This is a genomic window from Chondromyces crocatus (assembly GCF_001189295.1).
Classification (GTDB): domain Bacteria; phylum Myxococcota_A; class Polyangia; order Polyangiales; family Polyangiaceae; genus Chondromyces; species Chondromyces crocatus.
This window is the reverse complement of the sequence record NZ_CP012159.1, coordinates 10,222,968-10,238,551: the sequence shown is the minus strand read 5'-3', so window position 1 is coordinate 10,238,551 and position 15,584 is coordinate 10,222,968. Positions and strand designations below refer to the sequence as shown.

Here is a 15,584-nt window from a genome sequence, read left to right as displayed (position 1 = left end):
GAACGCGTGAGCACCCGTCGTGTGCTTCAGGGCCGCTCCGGGATGTGGATCCGTGTGCGCGGTCGTTTCGACCCCTGACCGCTGCTGGACGGCGGTCGGTCTTGCGCCGGGGGGCGTTCGGGTCGAGGCGCGGGCTGCGCTGTGGGGCTCGGCGGCAGGGGGAGCCGGATGATGCCGCGGTTCGTCACGCGCACCGTGAACTGACCACTGGCGACGTTGCCCGCCCTGTCACGCGCCGTGCAGGTCACGCGGGTCGTCCCGAGGGGGAACAGCGCGCCCGACGCCGGCGTGCACTGGACGGGGACGCGCCCATCGACATCGTCCTGTGCGTGGACGCTGAAGCGCACGACCTCGCCCCCCGAGGCTTTCTTCGTCATGTGGACCTGCTCTCCAGGCAGCGTGAGCACGGGCGCCACCGTGTCCCGTGCGGCGGGCGGTGGGCTCGCAGGGGGGGCTGGGATCGTCGGGATCGTCGCCACGGGAGGCTCGGCGGGCGCGGAGGGCACGGTGGGCACCGGCAGCGAGGGGGCTGCGGGGATCGTCGGTGCTGGCGGTGCAGGGATCGTCGGGATCGGTGTCGAGGGCAGGATCGGCACCGGGATCTCGGGGAGCCCCTGCGTCGTCGTCGGCCTGGGGGCCGGCTGCGGTCTCGGGGTCGCTGGTACCTGCGGCACAGGCGGCGGGGCCGCTGGCTTTTCGGTGCCGGCTGTCTGCGGTGAGGACGAGGGGTGCTCCGTGGCCGAGGACGCCTCCCCCGGAGGGCGCTGCTCGTGGGATGCCGTCGCTGTCACCGCCGTGTGAGCCCCCTCCTGAGGGCGCGCAGCTTCGAGAGATGCTCGCGCTGCGCTGTCGTCTGCGTCGCGGTCGTCACGCTCGGAGGCCAGATAGCGGTCGGTGACGACGAAGGCGGCGGCCCCGAGGCCGGCCATCGTGAGCAGCGCCATCGCGATGCTCGCCATGACCCCTCGACGTCGCCTCGGCGCTTTCTCGGGGGCGGGCCATCCTTCCCGCGCTTCGTTCGCCGGTGCAGGCACGGTGGCTGCCATCGGAGGAGGCTCGCTCGGACCTGCCGCCGTCTTCGCCCCGAGCGGCGCTGCGGGCACGGTCACCCCCATGGGCATCGGCGATGGAGCAGGCTCGGTCCGCGCCTCCTCGAGCGGCACGAGTGACCTCTGCGCGGCCTGCTGGGGCGCGGCGACCCGTGGAGAGCCCCACCGCATCGAGCCCGCTGCGAACGGCGCGAGCGCCGCGGAAAGCTCCGTCGCCTCACCGAACCGGTGCGCGGGATCCTTGTCGAGACAGCGCAGCACCACCGCCTCCAGCGCTCGCGGGACCTCGCTTCGCAGCTCTCTCAACCGCCGTGGCTCCCCGAAGAGCGTGGCGCGACACGCCTCCTCCAGCGTGTCCCCGTGGAACGGCTGGGACCCGGTCAGCAGCTCGTAAAGGATGACGCCCAGCGAGAAGATGTCCGTGCGCGCGTCCACATCCCGTGCAGACCGGATCTGCTCCGGTGACATGTAGTGCGGTGACCCCAGGATCATCTGGGCCTGTGTCAGCCCGACCGGAGGGGAAAGCGCCCCTCTCCTCTCCCCTGGTCCACCTCCGAGCAGCTTGGAGATCCCGAAGTCGAGCACCTTGATCTGCTCCACCCCGTCGCCGCGGCGGGCCAGGAACAGATTCGCCGGCTTGAGGTCCCGATGCACGATCCCCAGCGCGTGCGCCTCTGCGATGGCCTCGCAGGTCTGCCGGATGATCTGGACCGCCGCTCCCACCGGTGGGGGCCCGCGCTCGCTCAGCGCCTGCCCGAGATCTTCGCCCTCCAGGTACTCCATGACCATGAAGGGGATGCCTGATGGGAGCACGTCCGCATCGAAGACCCGCACCACGTGCTCGCTCTGGATCTGCGCCGCCGCCCGCGCCTCTCGCAAGAAGCGCTCGACCGACGCCTCCCGCTGAGCCACCTCGGGGCGGAGCAGCTTCAAGGCGACCCGCGCGTTGAGGCGCAGATGGCGCACCGCCACCACGACGCCCATTCCTCCGGCGCCGATCGTGCGTTCGACCCTGTATTTGCCCGCGAGGACATCGCCAGGCCGGATATCCATCAGGATCGGAAATGGGTCTGAGACCCTGGATCGTCAAGCTCTGCCACCAGCGCCTGTGCCATGCTGCGCGATGGGCCGCTGGCAGCCTGACGCGGGAGAGCCAGACGCCCACGAGGCCGGCGCGATGCCGGTGAAGGAGCCGGCAGAGAGCCGGCAAGAAAGCCCGAAAGCGTGAAGACCTGGATCATCGCCAATCCCACCTCTGGCTCTGCCCAAGCCAAGCTCGACCGTGTCCGTGATCTCATCGCGGAGCGTCCCTTCGTCGAGTTGAAGGTGACCACCGAGCCCGGCCATGCCCGCGTGCTCGCCGCCGAGGCGGCCGACCAGGGGATCGACTGCGTCATGGCGGCCGGAGGGGACGGCACCATCCACGAAGTGGTCCAGGGGCTCGCCGTCGCCGCTTCGCCTCCGCGGCTCGCCTTGCTCCCGCTCGGCACGGGCAACGACCTCGCGCGCACCCTGGGCATCTCGGTCGAACCCGTCGAGGCCCTCGCCCTCCTCGACCACGGCGTCCTTCGCCCCCTCGACCTGATGCGCGTCCAGATGGATGGGAAGACCTACTACGGCGCAAACGTGTCGGCCGGTGGCTTCAGCGGTCAGGTGAACGAGGTCATGACCGACGAGATGAAGTCCACCTGGGGACCGCTCGCCTACGTGCGCGGCGCCGTGGGCGTGCTGCCGGACCTCACCTCGTACCAGACCTCTCTCGCCTGGGATGACGGCGAGTTCGAGCGTGTCGAGGCGCTCAACGTGGTGGTCGCCAACGGCCGCACCTGCGCGGGCGGCATCCGCGTCGCGCCCGAAGCCGATCCTTCGGACGGCCTGCTCGACGTGGTCGTCGTCCGCCACGGCTCGCTCCTCGACCTCGCCAGCGTGGCGACGCGGCTCCTCGCGGGCGACTACCTCGGCTGCGAAGAGGTCTCGCTCCGCCGGGTGCGCCGCATCCGGATCACCTCCGAACCGGGCATGTGGTTCAACATCGACGGAGAGCTGATCGGCAACGCGCCCGTGTCCTTCGAGGTCGTCCCCGGTGCCATCTCCGTGCTCGTGCCTCCCGAGCCGGTCCCGGCCGGTCCGGAACCCACCTGAGCTTCCCTGCGGCCGGGTGGTGACTGCGCGGCCGAGGCACCCCTCGTCGAAATGAACACGCCTCCCTACCGGCGAGCGAGCGTCGAAGACGTGCAGGCCACGCGAATCGGCGCTACATCGAACGTATGGCCAAGTACGCGCTGCTCCTCCTCGCAATCCCCTTCGTGGAGCTGTGGCTGCTCTTCGTGATCGGCGGTGCCATCGGCTTCTGGCCCACGGTGGGCCTCGTGATCGGCATGGCCGTGCTCGGCGTCACCCTCGCCAAGCACGAAGGGCGACGCGTGCTCACGAGCTGGCAGACCGCGATGGCCACCGGCCAGGTCCCGGACGAAGGCATCACCAGCGGCCTCCTCGTGCTCATCGGCGCAGGGCTCCTGGTCCTCCCTGGCGTGCTCACGGACGTGGTGGGCCTCCTGCTCCTCCTCCCGCCCGTACGCCGCCGCCTCGCCGCGACCGTGCGCGCGGCCCTGGAGCGACGTGCTGCCAAGGGCAACCCCCTCGGCAGCAGCTTCGCCGGCGGCTTCGCGCGACCTGGCGTGCAGATGCGCGTGATCCATTTCGGCGGCTCCATCCCTGGCGGTGGCGCCTTCTGGCCCGATCCGCCGGCTGCACGCCGTCGGGGCGGCCAGGTGATCGACGTGAAGCCCGAGGACTACGTGGTGGAAGAGGTGTCCGAGCCGAGCGGGAAGGGCAACGTGAAGGGGCTCCTGAACTGAGCCCCCGACGCGACCGGAATGCTCACTGCGCGGGGCGTGGGCAGGCGCCAGCGTCGCCGACCTTCATCTGCTTCGCGGACTCGATGTCCTGTTTCGTGGTCTCCACGCCGTTCTTCGAGGCCGCTTCCGCCCGCTCCCAGGCCGAGTCCGTCGCCTTGAGCTGCTGCACCAGCGCGAGCGTCTGCTGATCGATCTCGAGCTGCTGATTCAGGCTCGCCAACCACGCATCGTCCGCGGCGAGCAGCGCATCGCACCCCTTGGTCAGATCCTCGACCGACACCGACGCGGGATCGGCGTTGTACTTCTTCCCGAGCGCGTCGTACGCCATCGCGGCCGCCGTGCGCCCGCCGAGCGCGATCACCGCCCGCGCTGCCCGCTGCGTGCGCAGCCCGTCGAGCTGACGGATCTGCACCTGCGGCGGCTCGTCGGTGAGCTGCGCGGCGTGGCCCGAGTGCACGAACATGAACGTGTAAGGAACGGAGAGCTGCGCCGACTTCGGCGTCACCTTCACCTGCTTCACCTTCTCGGTCAGGCAGGCGACCACCTTTTGCGAAGCAGGATCGCTCACCGCCTCGAACGTCGCCTTCAGCTCCGTCCCCTGCGTCTGGAGCGTCGCCTTCAACGGGTGAGGCGCTCCAGCCTTCCACTCCGTGTAGCAGTCACACCACCCTGACTGTGCCAACCGCACCGCCCCCGTGATGTCGGAGGCCTCGTTCTCCCCGAGCACCACCGAGGGGGAGACCCCCTTCACGTGGTTCACCTGCGCGTCACCCGTCACCGGCGGGTTGACCGCGCTCGCCGCCTCGGCGAACCCCTCGGCCGCCGCGAAGTGCCGATCGAGCGCTGCGCGGATGCACTGCTCACCCGCGGGCGTCAGGTTCTGTCCGCTCACCGCGTGGGAGACCTTCCCGCCGCCTGCCGTCGTCTTCAGCGACACGCTGGTCTCGTCGGCTGCCCCGCGGCTCTGGGGACTCACGAGACACTCCATCACTGCGGGCCGCGCGGCGACCAGCATCCCCGTCAGCACCTCCCCGTTCACCCCGCTGGGAACCGCGATCGGAGCCGGAAAACACAGCCCCACGTCGGACGCGCTCAGGGCTGCGATGCGTTGCTGCTCGCTGGCCGAACCCCCTGCGGCCCCGGCGCAGCCGAAGCCGACGGTCGTGGCGAGGAGGAGGGCGGCGCTCGAACGAAGGACGATAGCTCGTGTGTGCATGATGACCTCGCTGAGAGAGCCGCGTCCTACCGGGATGTCCCTTGCTCTGTCAAAGGGGGAGACCCTGAATTTTCATTCCGGTTCTCTGCCGCGGTACCGTCTCGCCCCATGAGCATCCACGACCTGGAGGCGGCCACCAGGCCACGACGACGTGACGCGAGCACCTTCGATCTGGAGATCCAGGACGGCTGGCAGCAAGGGCGAGGGGCTTACGGCGGCGTCGTCATCGCCTCTCTCGTCCGCGCCATCGAGGGCTTCGCGGAGACGCCGGATCGCCCGTTGCGCTCCCTCACCGTGGAGCTTCCCGGCCCCACGCTCGTCGGCCCTGCCGAGCTCCGTGTCGAAGCGCTGCGCGTGGGCTCTGGACAGTCGACCTTCGCCGCGAGGGCCCTGCAGAACGGTGAGGTCTGCGCACACGCTGTCGCCATCCTCGCGAAGCCACGCGCCCCCTCCGCAGCGACGTTCCGCGAGCTGACCGCTCCCCCGCTGCGCCCCTTCGACGAGACGCAAGAGCTCCCCTACCACACGGGTCTCTTCCCTACCTTCGCCCAGCATCTCGTCTACCGCTCCGACGGCCCCTTTCCCTTCTCGTCTCACGAGGAGGCGCGCGTCACGGGCTGGGTACGCCCGAGAGCCGCTGGACCGATGAGCCGGGGCGCTTACCTCGCCGCGATGGCCGACGCCTGGTGGCCCGCCACCTTCAGCCGCGCTTCTCAACCCTTTCCGATCGGCACGGTCGCCTACACGCTCCAGATCGTCGGCAGCGGTGAGCCGATCGACCCCGCACGACCGCTCGCCTACCGCGCCCACGTCTGGGTGCAACACGAAGGCTACTTCGTCGAGCAGCGCGAGCTGTGGACCGAGGACGGCGAGCTGCTGGCGCTCAACCAGCAGACCTTCGCCATCATCAAGTAGCCAGCGCACCTCGAGCCCACCACGACTTCTTCCGCTGTCCTCCGCTCACGGCCTCTTCCTCCGCTGCGCTCACGAAGCGCGGAGCCCTGCGGCACGACCGACTTTCCTTGGTCGCAGCGCCTCGCGCAGCCCATCTGCGAGCGAGCCGAAGGTCGGCATCACCCCCAGATCCACGTCGAGCCCCACCAGGGTGCGCGCCACGGCCCCCGAGACCCCCACCAGGATCCCTTGCGCGCCCAGCAGCCGCACCGCCTGACCCAGGCGCAGCAGCGACGCCGCCACCGACGCGTCCACCCGCGTCAGCCCCGTGATGTCGAGCAGCACCGCGTGCTCATCACCGCCGCTGATGGCTGCGAGCACCCGCTCCCCCACCAGCGCCGCGCGCTCCGCGTGCAGCTCTCCCACCAGCGGCACCACCAGCACCCCTTCCCAGACCCGGATCACCGGTGACGCCATCCGCGCCAGATCCAGACGCTGCGCCTCGATCGTCGCCAGCTTCTCGTCGAGCGCCCGCTGCCCGGCCTCGGCCACCCGGTGAAGCTCCTCCTCCAGCTCACGCCGCCGCTGCTGCACCGTCTCCGTCAGCTTCGCTGCGTACTGGTCGGCCACCCGCAATGCGGCTGCGTGATACACATCATCGACCGCCGTCAACACATCCAGCGCTGCCCACCCATCGCCTCCGTGAGCTCGCAGCAGCCCCTCCAGCACGTGACGGAACGACAGGAGCCCCCGCAGCACCGTCGACGGGTGGAACTCGCTCGCCGCGCGCAGCGAGATCACGTGATCCACGAAGGCGTTCAGCGGACGCGGATCCTCGCCCAGCAGCGCCGCCTCGTTCCCCGAGACCACCTGCGCCACCAGCCTCCGCGTCTCCTCCCGGGGCCGCTGCCCCCGCAGATCCACCGCGGCCGCGATCACCCAGTCCGTCGCCTTCTCGACGATCTCCTCGCGCGCTCTCTCGAGCAGCGCTGCGAGGAGACTGCGGCTCTCTGGTGTCATCGTCGTGTGCCGGGCGAGCTTGCGTCGACGCCGCAGCTCACCCGCTGAGCCCTGCCAGGAACGCCCGGAGCAACGCCGCCGTCTCGCGCGGCCGCTCCACCTGCACGTAGTGCCCGGCCCCTGGCAGGTACGACAGCTCCGCGTTGCGGATGTGCGCCACGATCTCGTTGCGCAGGAAGTCCGGCGGCAGGAACGGGTCGTCGGTGGCGACGACCAGCGTCGGCGTACGGATCGCCCCGAGCCGCTCCGCGAAGCCACCGCCCGTCCACGCATCGAACGTCTCCTCGATGCAGCTGGCCGGGATGGCGCCCGCCACATCGAGCAACCGCTCGCGCGCCGAGGCCGACAGATCCTTGCACGCCATCCCCAGGATCGTCTCCTGCGCTTGCCGGTTGCCCCCCGAGTTCCTGAACAGCGCCTTGGCTTCCTCCGGGAGGGCCATCCCCGAGGCGGGCACCGGACAGAGCAGCATTGCCCCGCGAACCCGCCGCGGTGCGCTCGACGCGATCCACTGCGCGAGCTGCCCCCCCATGCTGTGTCCGACGAGCACGAACGAGCGCGCCCCCACCGCGTCCGCCACGGCCAGCACATCGGCTGCGTAGGCCGCGAGGGTGTAGCCGCTTTCCGGCTTCTCGGACTGCCCGGCGCCTCGGAGATCAGGGATCACCAGCCGGTACCGGTTCTCCGCACCACCCCCGAAGGCCTCGGCGAGATCATCGTACACCGCGCCGGACATCATCCAGCCGTGCACCAGCATCACCACATCCGGTCCATTGCCGACACACCGGTATGCGAGCTCTACCCCGTCGCGCACGAGCCGACCCTGCATTCGTGCCTCCTCGGGGCACCATCGCACCATGCAGCGCCATGCTCAAGCGCCCCGCGACCTCGACGCAGCGTGCAGCGGTTCGACGCCGCGCGTCGCTCGCGATCTTTCCGGAGAAACGTGGCCAGGCCACCGCAGCTCGCGTGACGACGCGCCGCGAGCGGCGTGCATCAATACCGAAACACCACCAGAACCGACGCCTTCAGCTCGTGATCGCTCCCCACGGCCAGCACCTCCAGCGTGGCGGCCTCCGGCTTGGTGGGGCGGAAGGACACGGTCGGATCGAAGGTGAGCGAGGTTCTGAGCCGCTCCCAGGTTGGCCAGCATGCCTCGCTGACGGCGCTCCCCTCGAGGAGCACGGGCCCCTCGGGAGGGTCCTCGTGTCCCGCCACGAGGCGGATGACATAGGTGTACTCGCCAGCGTCGTCCGGGAAGTGCCTCAAGCCGACGCGGAGGTACTCCTCGCCATCCGGCTCCTTCGTCGTGACCACGATGGCGTCCTTCTTCAGAGGCTCCTCCGTGTCGGGATCGACGAACAGGAGCAGCGGCTCGCCACCTTGTGGCCCCGGGGAGGAAGCGTCACAGGACGAGACGGGTCTCTCTTCATCGACCTGCATCGGCTTGCAAGCTCCGCCGAGGATCGAGAAGCCCAGGAGGGCACCCAGGATGAGGGCGGCGCGCGACGTCCGAACGCTCATCCTCGCACGATAGCGGATCGGCCGAGGAACGGCCTCCCTGCCTGCTCGGATGGCTGGTCGACCGCCAGCGGCGCCGTGCGCGGTGCGCTTCCTCCGTGGCCGTGCGCGGCGCGCCCCCTCAGTAGGCGACGTTCACCCGCATCTCGGCCTCGATCACCTGGCCACCGCCCTGCGCTTGCAGCCGCAGCGTCGCAGGGGTCGTCTCGAAGAGATTCAGCGCCAGGGGCACGACCACCTCCGTCCACCCAGAGCAGGATCCAACGAACGACGTGCCTTCCGCCACCAGGGCGCCCGTCTCCGGATACCCGTCCTGGACCACCCGCAAGGCGTAGATGTATCCCTCCACGTCGGCCGTGTAGTGCCGCAGGGTCACGTAGACGTACGTCCCCAGCTCGGGACCACGCTCCGTTTGCAGCGTGGCGCCCTCGAGGAGCGGCGTCTTCGTCTCCGGATCGACGAGCAGGAGCACCGGTTCCCCCTCTCCTGGGGCCGCCATGCCGTCACACGTCACCTCGGCCGGCGGCGACTCCACCGCCGGTCCGCAGACGGTCCCCATGGTCGAAAACCCGAGCAATGCCCCCACGAGGAGGGCCGAGCGCGACAAGCGAAGGTTCATCCTTCCACTGTAGCGACCCACCACGAGCGCGCGACCGCACGCACGGAATCGTCACCAGCACGCAGTGTTTCCACGCCTCACCCGCCTTCCGCACCTCTCCTTGGCGCTGTGCTATCAGCGCCGCATGGACCTCGCCCGCCCCGCCGTCGCCCTCATCACGGGCGCCACCTCCGGCTTCGGAGCTGCCTGCGCCCGTCGCTTCGCTGCCGAAGGCATCTCCCTCGTCCTCGCCGGCCGCCGCATCGACCGCCTCGAAGCACTCCAGCGCGAGCTCTCTGCCGTCCCCGTGCACCTGCTCCCCCTCGACGTCCGCGACCGCAGCGCCGTCGCCGAAGTCCTCGCCGCCCTCCCGCCTCCCTTCGACGCCATCGACGTCCTCGTCAACAACGCGGGCCTCGCCCTCGGCCTGGAACCCGCCGATCGCGTCGACCTCGACGCCTGGGAGACCATGGTCGACACCAACATCAAGGGCCTGATGTACGTCGTCCGCGCCGTCCTTCCGGGCATGGCGGCCCGCGACCGCGGCCACATCGTCCAGCTCGGCTCCGTGGCCGGCACGTACCCCTACCCGGGCGGCAACGTCTACGGTGCCACCAAGGCCTTCGTCCACCAGCTCTCCTTGAACCTCCGCGCCGACCTCGTCGGCAAGAACATCCGCGTCACCAGCGTCGAGCCGGGCATGGCCGAGACCGAGTTCTCCGAGGTCCGCTTCGAAGGCGACCGCGACCGCGCCCGCGCCGTGTACGCCGGTCTCCAGGCGCTCCGCCCCGAGGACGTCGCCGACGCCATCCACTGGGCCATCACCCGCCCCCCCCATGTGAACGTCAACCGCCTGGAGCTGATGCCCACCATGCAGGCCTTCGGCCCCTTCGCCGTCAGCCGCCGCCCCGCTTCCTGACGTCTCCGGCCGCGTGACCTGCGCGGCGTCACTCCGCACGCTACGGGAAGCGCCTCTCCAGCCAGCTCAGGATGGCCGCATAGGTCACGGGCGCATTGCGCTGCAAGTTCAGGTCGTGCCCCGCCGACGGGATCACCACCTGTTCCAGCTCCGCCGCCGGCCCGTAGGCGAGCGGTTCCGTCGACGTCCCGCTCAGTGGCGTCCCGCAGGGCGTCAGCCCGCAGAACAGCGCGTCGTGCCTCCCGATCACATTGAGCACGGGAACCTTCACCTGAAGGCTCACCAGCGGGCTCGCCACGACCGGGAACTCTGCGAGCTCGGTGAGCGACAGGACCTCCTTGTTCTGCTCGTCCACCGCGATCACCGCCGGGTCTGCATTCGGCAGGTGGTAGAACGTCGACCCCCGCGCCCCTGCGCGCGTCGTCACGTAGCCCAGATCGAGCCCCAGGCTCGCGAACCGCGGCTCCGTGACCGCCGGTACCAGGTTCAGCAGCCCGATGGGAAACCCGGCCCCGACCATGTGCAGGAACCCCGTCAACGCCAGCCCATCCACGTCCCCGTACCAGGCCGACTGCGCCAGCGAGAGCACCGACCCGAGCGAGTGCCCCACCAGCACCACCTTGCTGAAGGCGGGCCCGAACTCTCCGCTCCGCAAGGCGCTCACGAGCTGGTGGTGAATGTAGGCCTGCGAGGTCAACGTCACCTGCAGCGACACCGGCCGCGAGCTGTCCCGGCTCGATATCCGATCGAAATTCAGCGTCGCATACCCCGCTTCATTGGCGCGCCGGACGAAGGAATACCGCTCGGGCTCATACGGGAAATCCCAGTACAGCGTCGAATACGTCACCCCGTGAATGGTGACCAGCGCCGTCTCCCGCACCGCGCCCGACGGTACGCACAGGTCCGCCGCGATCTCGTGATCCTGCGTTGCGCCCTGCGTCAGTGCGACAGGCACCTGCAACCTCGTGCACGTCCTTCCAGCAGACCCACCCTGTGCCGCCATTGCATGGTCCTGCGCCGCCTCGGCCTGCCCCGAGAGCGCGGACACCGCCATCATCACCGCCCCTGTCAGCAGCCCTGAAATGGCGCGCAGACCCGACCCGCGCGCGAAACGAGCGACCTTGTTCATGAGGAGACCTCCACGATCGAGCCTCTCCAGAACCACGACCACTGGCAATGGGATTGTGCCTTCCTCCACGAATGATTTGCCGTGCTCCATGCGGCGACATCGTCGCAGAAAGGCCTACCCAATCGTCCTGGTGTGGGCACGACGCCATTGCATTGCGTGGGTCGTGCGCCGAACCCTTTCATTGAGCACGAATCCCGAGCCCCGGACGTCGGACGCGCCGGACCCTGGTGCGCTGGAAGGGCGGCATTCGTGCCCACCCTGGCGGCATTCGTGCCCACCCTGGCGGCATTCGTGCCCACCCTGGCGACTGCTCACCCCTCGCTGGATTTGCTCAGCAGCCGCGACAGCAGGAGCTGCTCCACATCCTCCAGCGCGTCCTTCAGCAGCGCCGGATCCTCCAGCCGCAGGCCCTCGTCCATCTCCCGCGCCTCCGCGGGCAGCTTCGCCCGCAGCCCCGACAGCTCCCCCAGGAGCCGCCCCAGTTCCTGATCGTCGTCCCGCAGCGACCGCAGCGACCGCGCGAGCTGCCCGATCGCGTCGTCGCGCTCCCCGAGCGCCACGGCGTCCACCGGCGCCCACGTCTTCAGCCGCACCTGCTCCACCCACAGCCCCTCGCCACCGGCGTCGTTCGCTGCGGCCCGGAGTTGCTGCGTCCACTGCTCCAGCTTCCCGTGCAGCTCTGCGTGCGCCCGCGTCTTCCCTCGCAGCACCACCCGCGCCGCCACCGCACGCCCACCAGCCTCGGCCAGCGCTTGCTCCAGCTGCTCCCGCGCCAGGTCCACCGCGTCCAGCCCGCTCTGCGCGCCGCTCACGTCCACCTCGCAGACCTGCCAGCGCACCACATCCAGCGGCCGGTGCACCATCGACGTCACCCGCCCGCCTTCCACGGTCAGCAGCGTCGCCCCCTTCTCCCCGGCCTCGCGCGCGTGCCGCCCTTGCAGGTTCCCCGGGAACACCACCAGCGGGTCCGCGTTCACCACCTCCCGCGCGTGAATGTGCCCGAGCGCCCAGTACTGGTAGCCCCGCCCCAGCAGCGTCCCCAGCGTGCAGGGCGCGTAGTTCTCGTGCCCCTCGCGCCCCCCGAGCGCCGTGTGCAGCAGCCCGATGTTGAACAACCCTGGCAGCGCGTCCGGGTACGCCGCCGCCAGATCGTCCGTCACCGCCCGCGTCGGGAAGCTCTGCCCCACGACCGCGACCCCCAGCCGCTCGTCCACGATCCGCTCCGGCGCCTGATGATCCAGGACCCGCACGTGCTCCGGCAGCTCCAGGTGCCGCGTGATCTGGCTCTGCGCGTCGTGGTTCCCGCGCACCATGATCACCCGCACCCCCGCCGACCGCAGCCGCGACAGCTGCGCCGCGAAGAACAGCCCCGTGTTGTAGTCCCGCCAGTCCCCATCGTAGATGTCGCCCGCGAGCAGGAGCAGATCCACCTCCTCCGCGAGACACAGCCCGATCAGGTTCTCGAACGCCCGCCGCGTCGCCCCCCGGATCTGCGCCACCGGCGCGCCCTCGTAGCGCTCCAGCCCGCGCAGCGGGCTATCGATGTGCAGGTCGGCGGCGTGGACGATCTTCAAGGGCTCCCCGCGGCGTAGCCCACGCAAGCCCCGCCTTCAACCCGCCCACGTGCGCCTCCGGCTCGCCCCCCGAGAACGCTCAGTCCACCCGCACGATCGCCACCGGCCCCACCGAGCGCGGCGGATCCACGTCCACCACGATGAAGTGCCGGGAGATCCCGTCCATCCGCTCCTCGATCGAGCCACCCCCGCCCGTGATGTACGCGGGGATTCCAGCGTTCTGGTAGGCGTAGAACGAGTGCAGGTGACCGTAGATCGTCATGTCCACGTTCCCTGACGCCAGCAGGTTCACCAGCTTGCCCGCCTCCCCCCGGTTCGCGAACGCCCCGTTCCGCTCCCCGATCGGATCGAACGGCGGCACGTGCATCGTCACCACGTGCAGTCGGTCCCGCCCCTCGGCGAGCCAGCCGTCGAGCCACTCGTACACCAGCGGATCCAGCGTCGCGCTCGCCGAGTCGATCAGCGTGAACTGCACCCCTCGGAACACGAAGCTCCGGTTTCCTCGCCCGAAATACTCGTGGTACAGCTCGTCGCGCGTCCCCAGCTCGTGGTTGCCGAGCGTCGAGTAGAACGGCAGCCGCAGCGTCTTCATCTCCTTCTGAAAACGCGTGAGCTCTTCTGGCGTCCCCTGTTCCGTCAGGTCCCCGCTGAACAGCGCGAACCGCACGTCCGTGCGCTCGTTGATCTTCGCGTAGATGTCCTGGACCGTGTCGATCTTCTCCTGCACGTCCGCAAGGGCCGCGAACCGCCAGGGCGTGATCTCGCCCGCGTCCGGTGCCACGAGCCGCAGCGTCACCTCCGCCGACGCCGGCAGGTCCACCTCCCATCGCCGCTCCGTCGCGTAAGGCTCCTCGGCCAGCGTCACGGCGAGCGCCTCTCCCGTGCTCGTCTCTGCCGTCAGGATCGCGTCCGACAGCTGGTTCTCCATCCGCACCGACCAGCGTCGCCCCCCGCTCGACCCCGTGCTCAGCTGGATCGACAGCTCCGGCGCGCTCGCCCACAGCCACAGCTCTCCCGACGACAGCCCCCGCACCGCTGCCATCCCCTGAGCCACGGCGACGGACACGTCCCCCGTCGAAGCGTTCCCGACCGTCAGATCATGCTCGGCGCGAAACTCGGCCACGTGCAGACAGGCGCCCGCAACCCCTGCCATCACCGCGGGCCACAGCCGCGCGCTCCAGGTGCCGAACCCTCGCCTCATGGCTTTCCTCCGTGCCGGAACAGCACCGACAACCCGCCCATGTACGCCGACCCCACCTGTGCATCGAGCAGGAGACCCCACTGCGGCGACAGATAGATGCGCCCCTCAGCCCCGAAGTGACCGGGCACCCCGCTCCCCAGCCCCGTCATCTTCAGCCCCCCCACGTACCCATCATGCCGGTGGTCGTAGAACACCTGCGCCTCCCCGCGCGGGTAGCCCGTGTGCCCCAGGTACATCCCGAACGCGAACCGCATCAGCAGCAGCATGTTCGCCTCGGTGCTGCGCGTGAAAGCGTAGTTCTCCAGCGCCATCCCGCCGCCCAGCTCCGCGAACGAACCCCGCAGCGTCGGCCCGATGTGGTGCAGATCCAGCCGGCCCTGCAGCGACAGCTCTCCCGTCGTCACCTCGAAGTGCTCGCTCCCGTAGCGGTGATGCGTCACCGCCCCCTCCATCTCCAGGAACGACCCATCCCCTCGACCCAGCGGACGCTCTTGCCCCTTCTTCGGCGTCCTCGGTCCCAGGAATCGATACCCCGCCAGCATCCGCAGCCGCTTGTTCGGATCGTCGAGCGCGAACCACCCCGAAGGATTCAGCCGCAGCCCGCCCACCCGCACATCGGCGCCGATCACCGAGAGCGCCCGGTACGAGAACACCGGATCGTACACGTACCGGAGCCCCACCTGCGTCTCCACCCACGGCAGCACCGACGGCGGGCTCCCCGTTCCCCCCTCGGGCGCCAGCACCCCGTAGATGTCGGCGAGCCCCGAGATCACGAACAGCCCCGCGCTCGCCACGATCACCGAGGTCACTGGCGCCACGATGCGCCGTGACGCGCCCGTCGCCGCGAGCGCCGCGAACCCACCCACGACGCCCAGCGCCCCGGCGCCTTCCATCGCGAGCAGCTTCCACCCCGTGCTCCGGTGCCCTGCAACGAAGTGCCCCGTGCCATGCACCACGAGCCCGGGCACGAACGACGTCCCGATGGCCAGCCCTCGCCGCGGTCCCGAGAGCTGCGAAGGATGCGTCGGAGTCATCGACGGCGTGACCGACGACGCCGTGGCCGACAGCGGCCGCCATCCCGTCGTCGCTCCCTCGTCGCTCGGCGCGACCCCATCGCCCCCGAGCGGCCCCCCGACCACGCCACCCCCAGCGGTCTGCGCCCTCGCGCTCCCTCCAGCCATCAACGAGTGGCCAGCCAGCCCGCCTCCCGTGGCCATCAGGCTCGGCGACCCGCGCACACCCAGCCAGCGCTCGTCCCATCCCACCTGAGCCCCGCCGGACCCAGTCAGCCCCAACCAGCGGTCATCCCATCCGCCTGCCGCGACCGGTTCACGTCCTTCCGACGCTGCGCCTTCCGACGCACCACCGCCCGGCGCTGACGCTCCAGCGTCTGTCGATGCCGATCCCGCTGACGCCTTCGGCGCCGCGATCACCCCTGGCACCCCTGATGGGGTGGCTCCCTTCGGTGCAGCGGCGTCGTCGACGGCTGCCTCCGTCGCCGGGTTCCCCGTCGAACGACGAGGGGACCTCGACCCGTCTGCCCCTTGCGCCACAGCCTCTCCAGCCACTGTGGTCGTCGAGAGCGCTGCAACGGCAGCAAGGAGG

Annotated in this window: 14 protein-coding genes; 4 read left to right on the top strand and 10 right to left on the bottom strand. The window is 70.1% G+C overall.

Going from position 1 to position 15,584, the window contains the following annotated elements; all coding sequences use genetic code 11:
- Positions 1-26 precede the first annotated feature (26 nt).
- Entirely contained in the window at positions 27-2,102 is a 2,076-nt protein-coding gene (locus CMC5_RS37050; RefSeq protein ID WP_050434820.1) for a protein kinase domain-containing protein, read from the bottom strand.
- A gap of 171 nt (positions 2,103-2,273) precedes the next feature.
- Between CMC5_RS37050 and CMC5_RS37045 the strand changes: the two genes are divergently transcribed.
- Both CMC5_RS37045 and CMC5_RS37040 read left to right on the top strand, forming a co-directional pair.
- On the top strand, positions 2,274-3,191 hold the full coding sequence (locus CMC5_RS37045) for a diacylglycerol/lipid kinase family protein (RefSeq protein ID WP_050434819.1): 918 nt from the start codon (positions 2,274-2,276) through the stop codon (positions 3,189-3,191).
- A gap of 125 nt (positions 3,192-3,316) precedes the next feature.
- The gene (locus CMC5_RS37040; RefSeq protein WP_050434818.1) at positions 3,317-3,907 is read left to right on the top strand and encodes an FxsA family protein; all 591 of its coding nucleotides are present in this window, start codon (positions 3,317-3,319) and stop codon (positions 3,905-3,907) included.
- Positions 3,908-3,929: 22 nt separating this feature from the next.
- Here CMC5_RS37040 and CMC5_RS37035 read toward each other — a convergent pair whose 3' ends face one another.
- A complete protein-coding gene (locus tag CMC5_RS37035; RefSeq protein ID WP_050434817.1) occupies positions 3,930-5,123 on the bottom strand; it encodes a hypothetical protein in 1,194 nt (397 codons plus the stop codon).
- A gap of 108 nt (positions 5,124-5,231) precedes the next feature.
- Here CMC5_RS37035 and CMC5_RS37030 point away from each other — a divergent pair, with 108 nt between their 5' ends.
- Positions 5,232-6,038: an acyl-CoA thioesterase gene (locus CMC5_RS37030; RefSeq protein WP_050434816.1), complete on the top strand. Its 807-nt coding sequence runs from the start codon at positions 5,232-5,234 to the stop codon at positions 6,036-6,038.
- A gap of 69 nt (positions 6,039-6,107) precedes the next feature.
- Here CMC5_RS37030 and CMC5_RS43605 read toward each other — a convergent pair whose 3' ends face one another.
- The 4 genes from CMC5_RS43605 to CMC5_RS37010 all read right to left on the bottom strand — a co-directional run bounded on the left by CMC5_RS43605 (position 6,108) and on the right by CMC5_RS37010 (position 9,165).
- On the bottom strand, positions 6,108-7,037 hold the full coding sequence (locus tag CMC5_RS43605; protein WP_050434815.1) for an STAS domain-containing protein: 930 nt from the start codon (positions 7,035-7,037) through the stop codon (positions 6,108-6,110).
- A 37-nt stretch (positions 7,038-7,074) separates the two neighbouring features.
- A complete protein-coding gene (locus CMC5_RS37020; RefSeq protein ID WP_050434814.1) occupies positions 7,075-7,866 on the bottom strand; it encodes an alpha/beta fold hydrolase in 792 nt (263 codons plus the stop codon).
- A 167-nt stretch (positions 7,867-8,033) separates the two neighbouring features.
- A complete protein-coding gene (locus tag CMC5_RS37015; protein ID WP_050434813.1) occupies positions 8,034-8,561 on the bottom strand; it encodes a hypothetical protein in 528 nt (175 codons plus the stop codon).
- A gap of 118 nt (positions 8,562-8,679) precedes the next feature.
- Complete coding sequence (locus CMC5_RS37010; RefSeq protein ID WP_156339141.1) at positions 8,680-9,165, bottom strand: hypothetical protein; 486 nt, start codon at positions 9,163-9,165, stop codon at positions 8,680-8,682.
- 136 nt (positions 9,166-9,301) lie between these two features.
- Here CMC5_RS37010 and CMC5_RS37005 point away from each other — a divergent pair, with 136 nt between their 5' ends.
- Positions 9,302-10,075, top strand: coding sequence for an SDR family oxidoreductase (locus CMC5_RS37005; protein WP_050436353.1), 774 nt, complete (start codon positions 9,302-9,304; stop codon positions 10,073-10,075).
- 40 nt (positions 10,076-10,115) lie between these two features.
- Here the strand turns inward: CMC5_RS37005 and CMC5_RS37000 are convergent, their stop codons facing one another.
- The 4 genes from CMC5_RS37000 to CMC5_RS36985 form a co-directional block, all read right to left on the bottom strand.
- Positions 10,116-11,204 (bottom strand): alpha/beta hydrolase, encoded by a 1,089-nt coding sequence (locus tag CMC5_RS37000; RefSeq protein WP_169796773.1) that lies wholly within the window; start codon positions 11,202-11,204, stop codon positions 10,116-10,118.
- Positions 11,205-11,515: 311 nt separating this feature from the next.
- A complete protein-coding gene (locus CMC5_RS36995; protein WP_245678064.1) occupies positions 11,516-12,805 on the bottom strand; it encodes a metallophosphoesterase family protein in 1,290 nt (429 codons plus the stop codon).
- A 52-nt stretch (positions 12,806-12,857) separates the two neighbouring features.
- The gene (locus CMC5_RS36990; RefSeq protein ID WP_050434809.1) at positions 12,858-13,979 is read right to left on the bottom strand and encodes a metallophosphoesterase family protein; all 1,122 of its coding nucleotides are present in this window, start codon (positions 13,977-13,979) and stop codon (positions 12,858-12,860) included.
- The gene (locus tag CMC5_RS36985) at positions 13,976-15,274 is read right to left on the bottom strand and encodes a hypothetical protein (RefSeq protein WP_218920155.1); all 1,299 of its coding nucleotides are present in this window, start codon (positions 15,272-15,274) and stop codon (positions 13,976-13,978) included. Before CMC5_RS36985 ends, CMC5_RS36990 begins: the two co-directional genes overlap by 4 nt.
- Positions 15,275-15,584 lie beyond the last annotated feature (310 nt).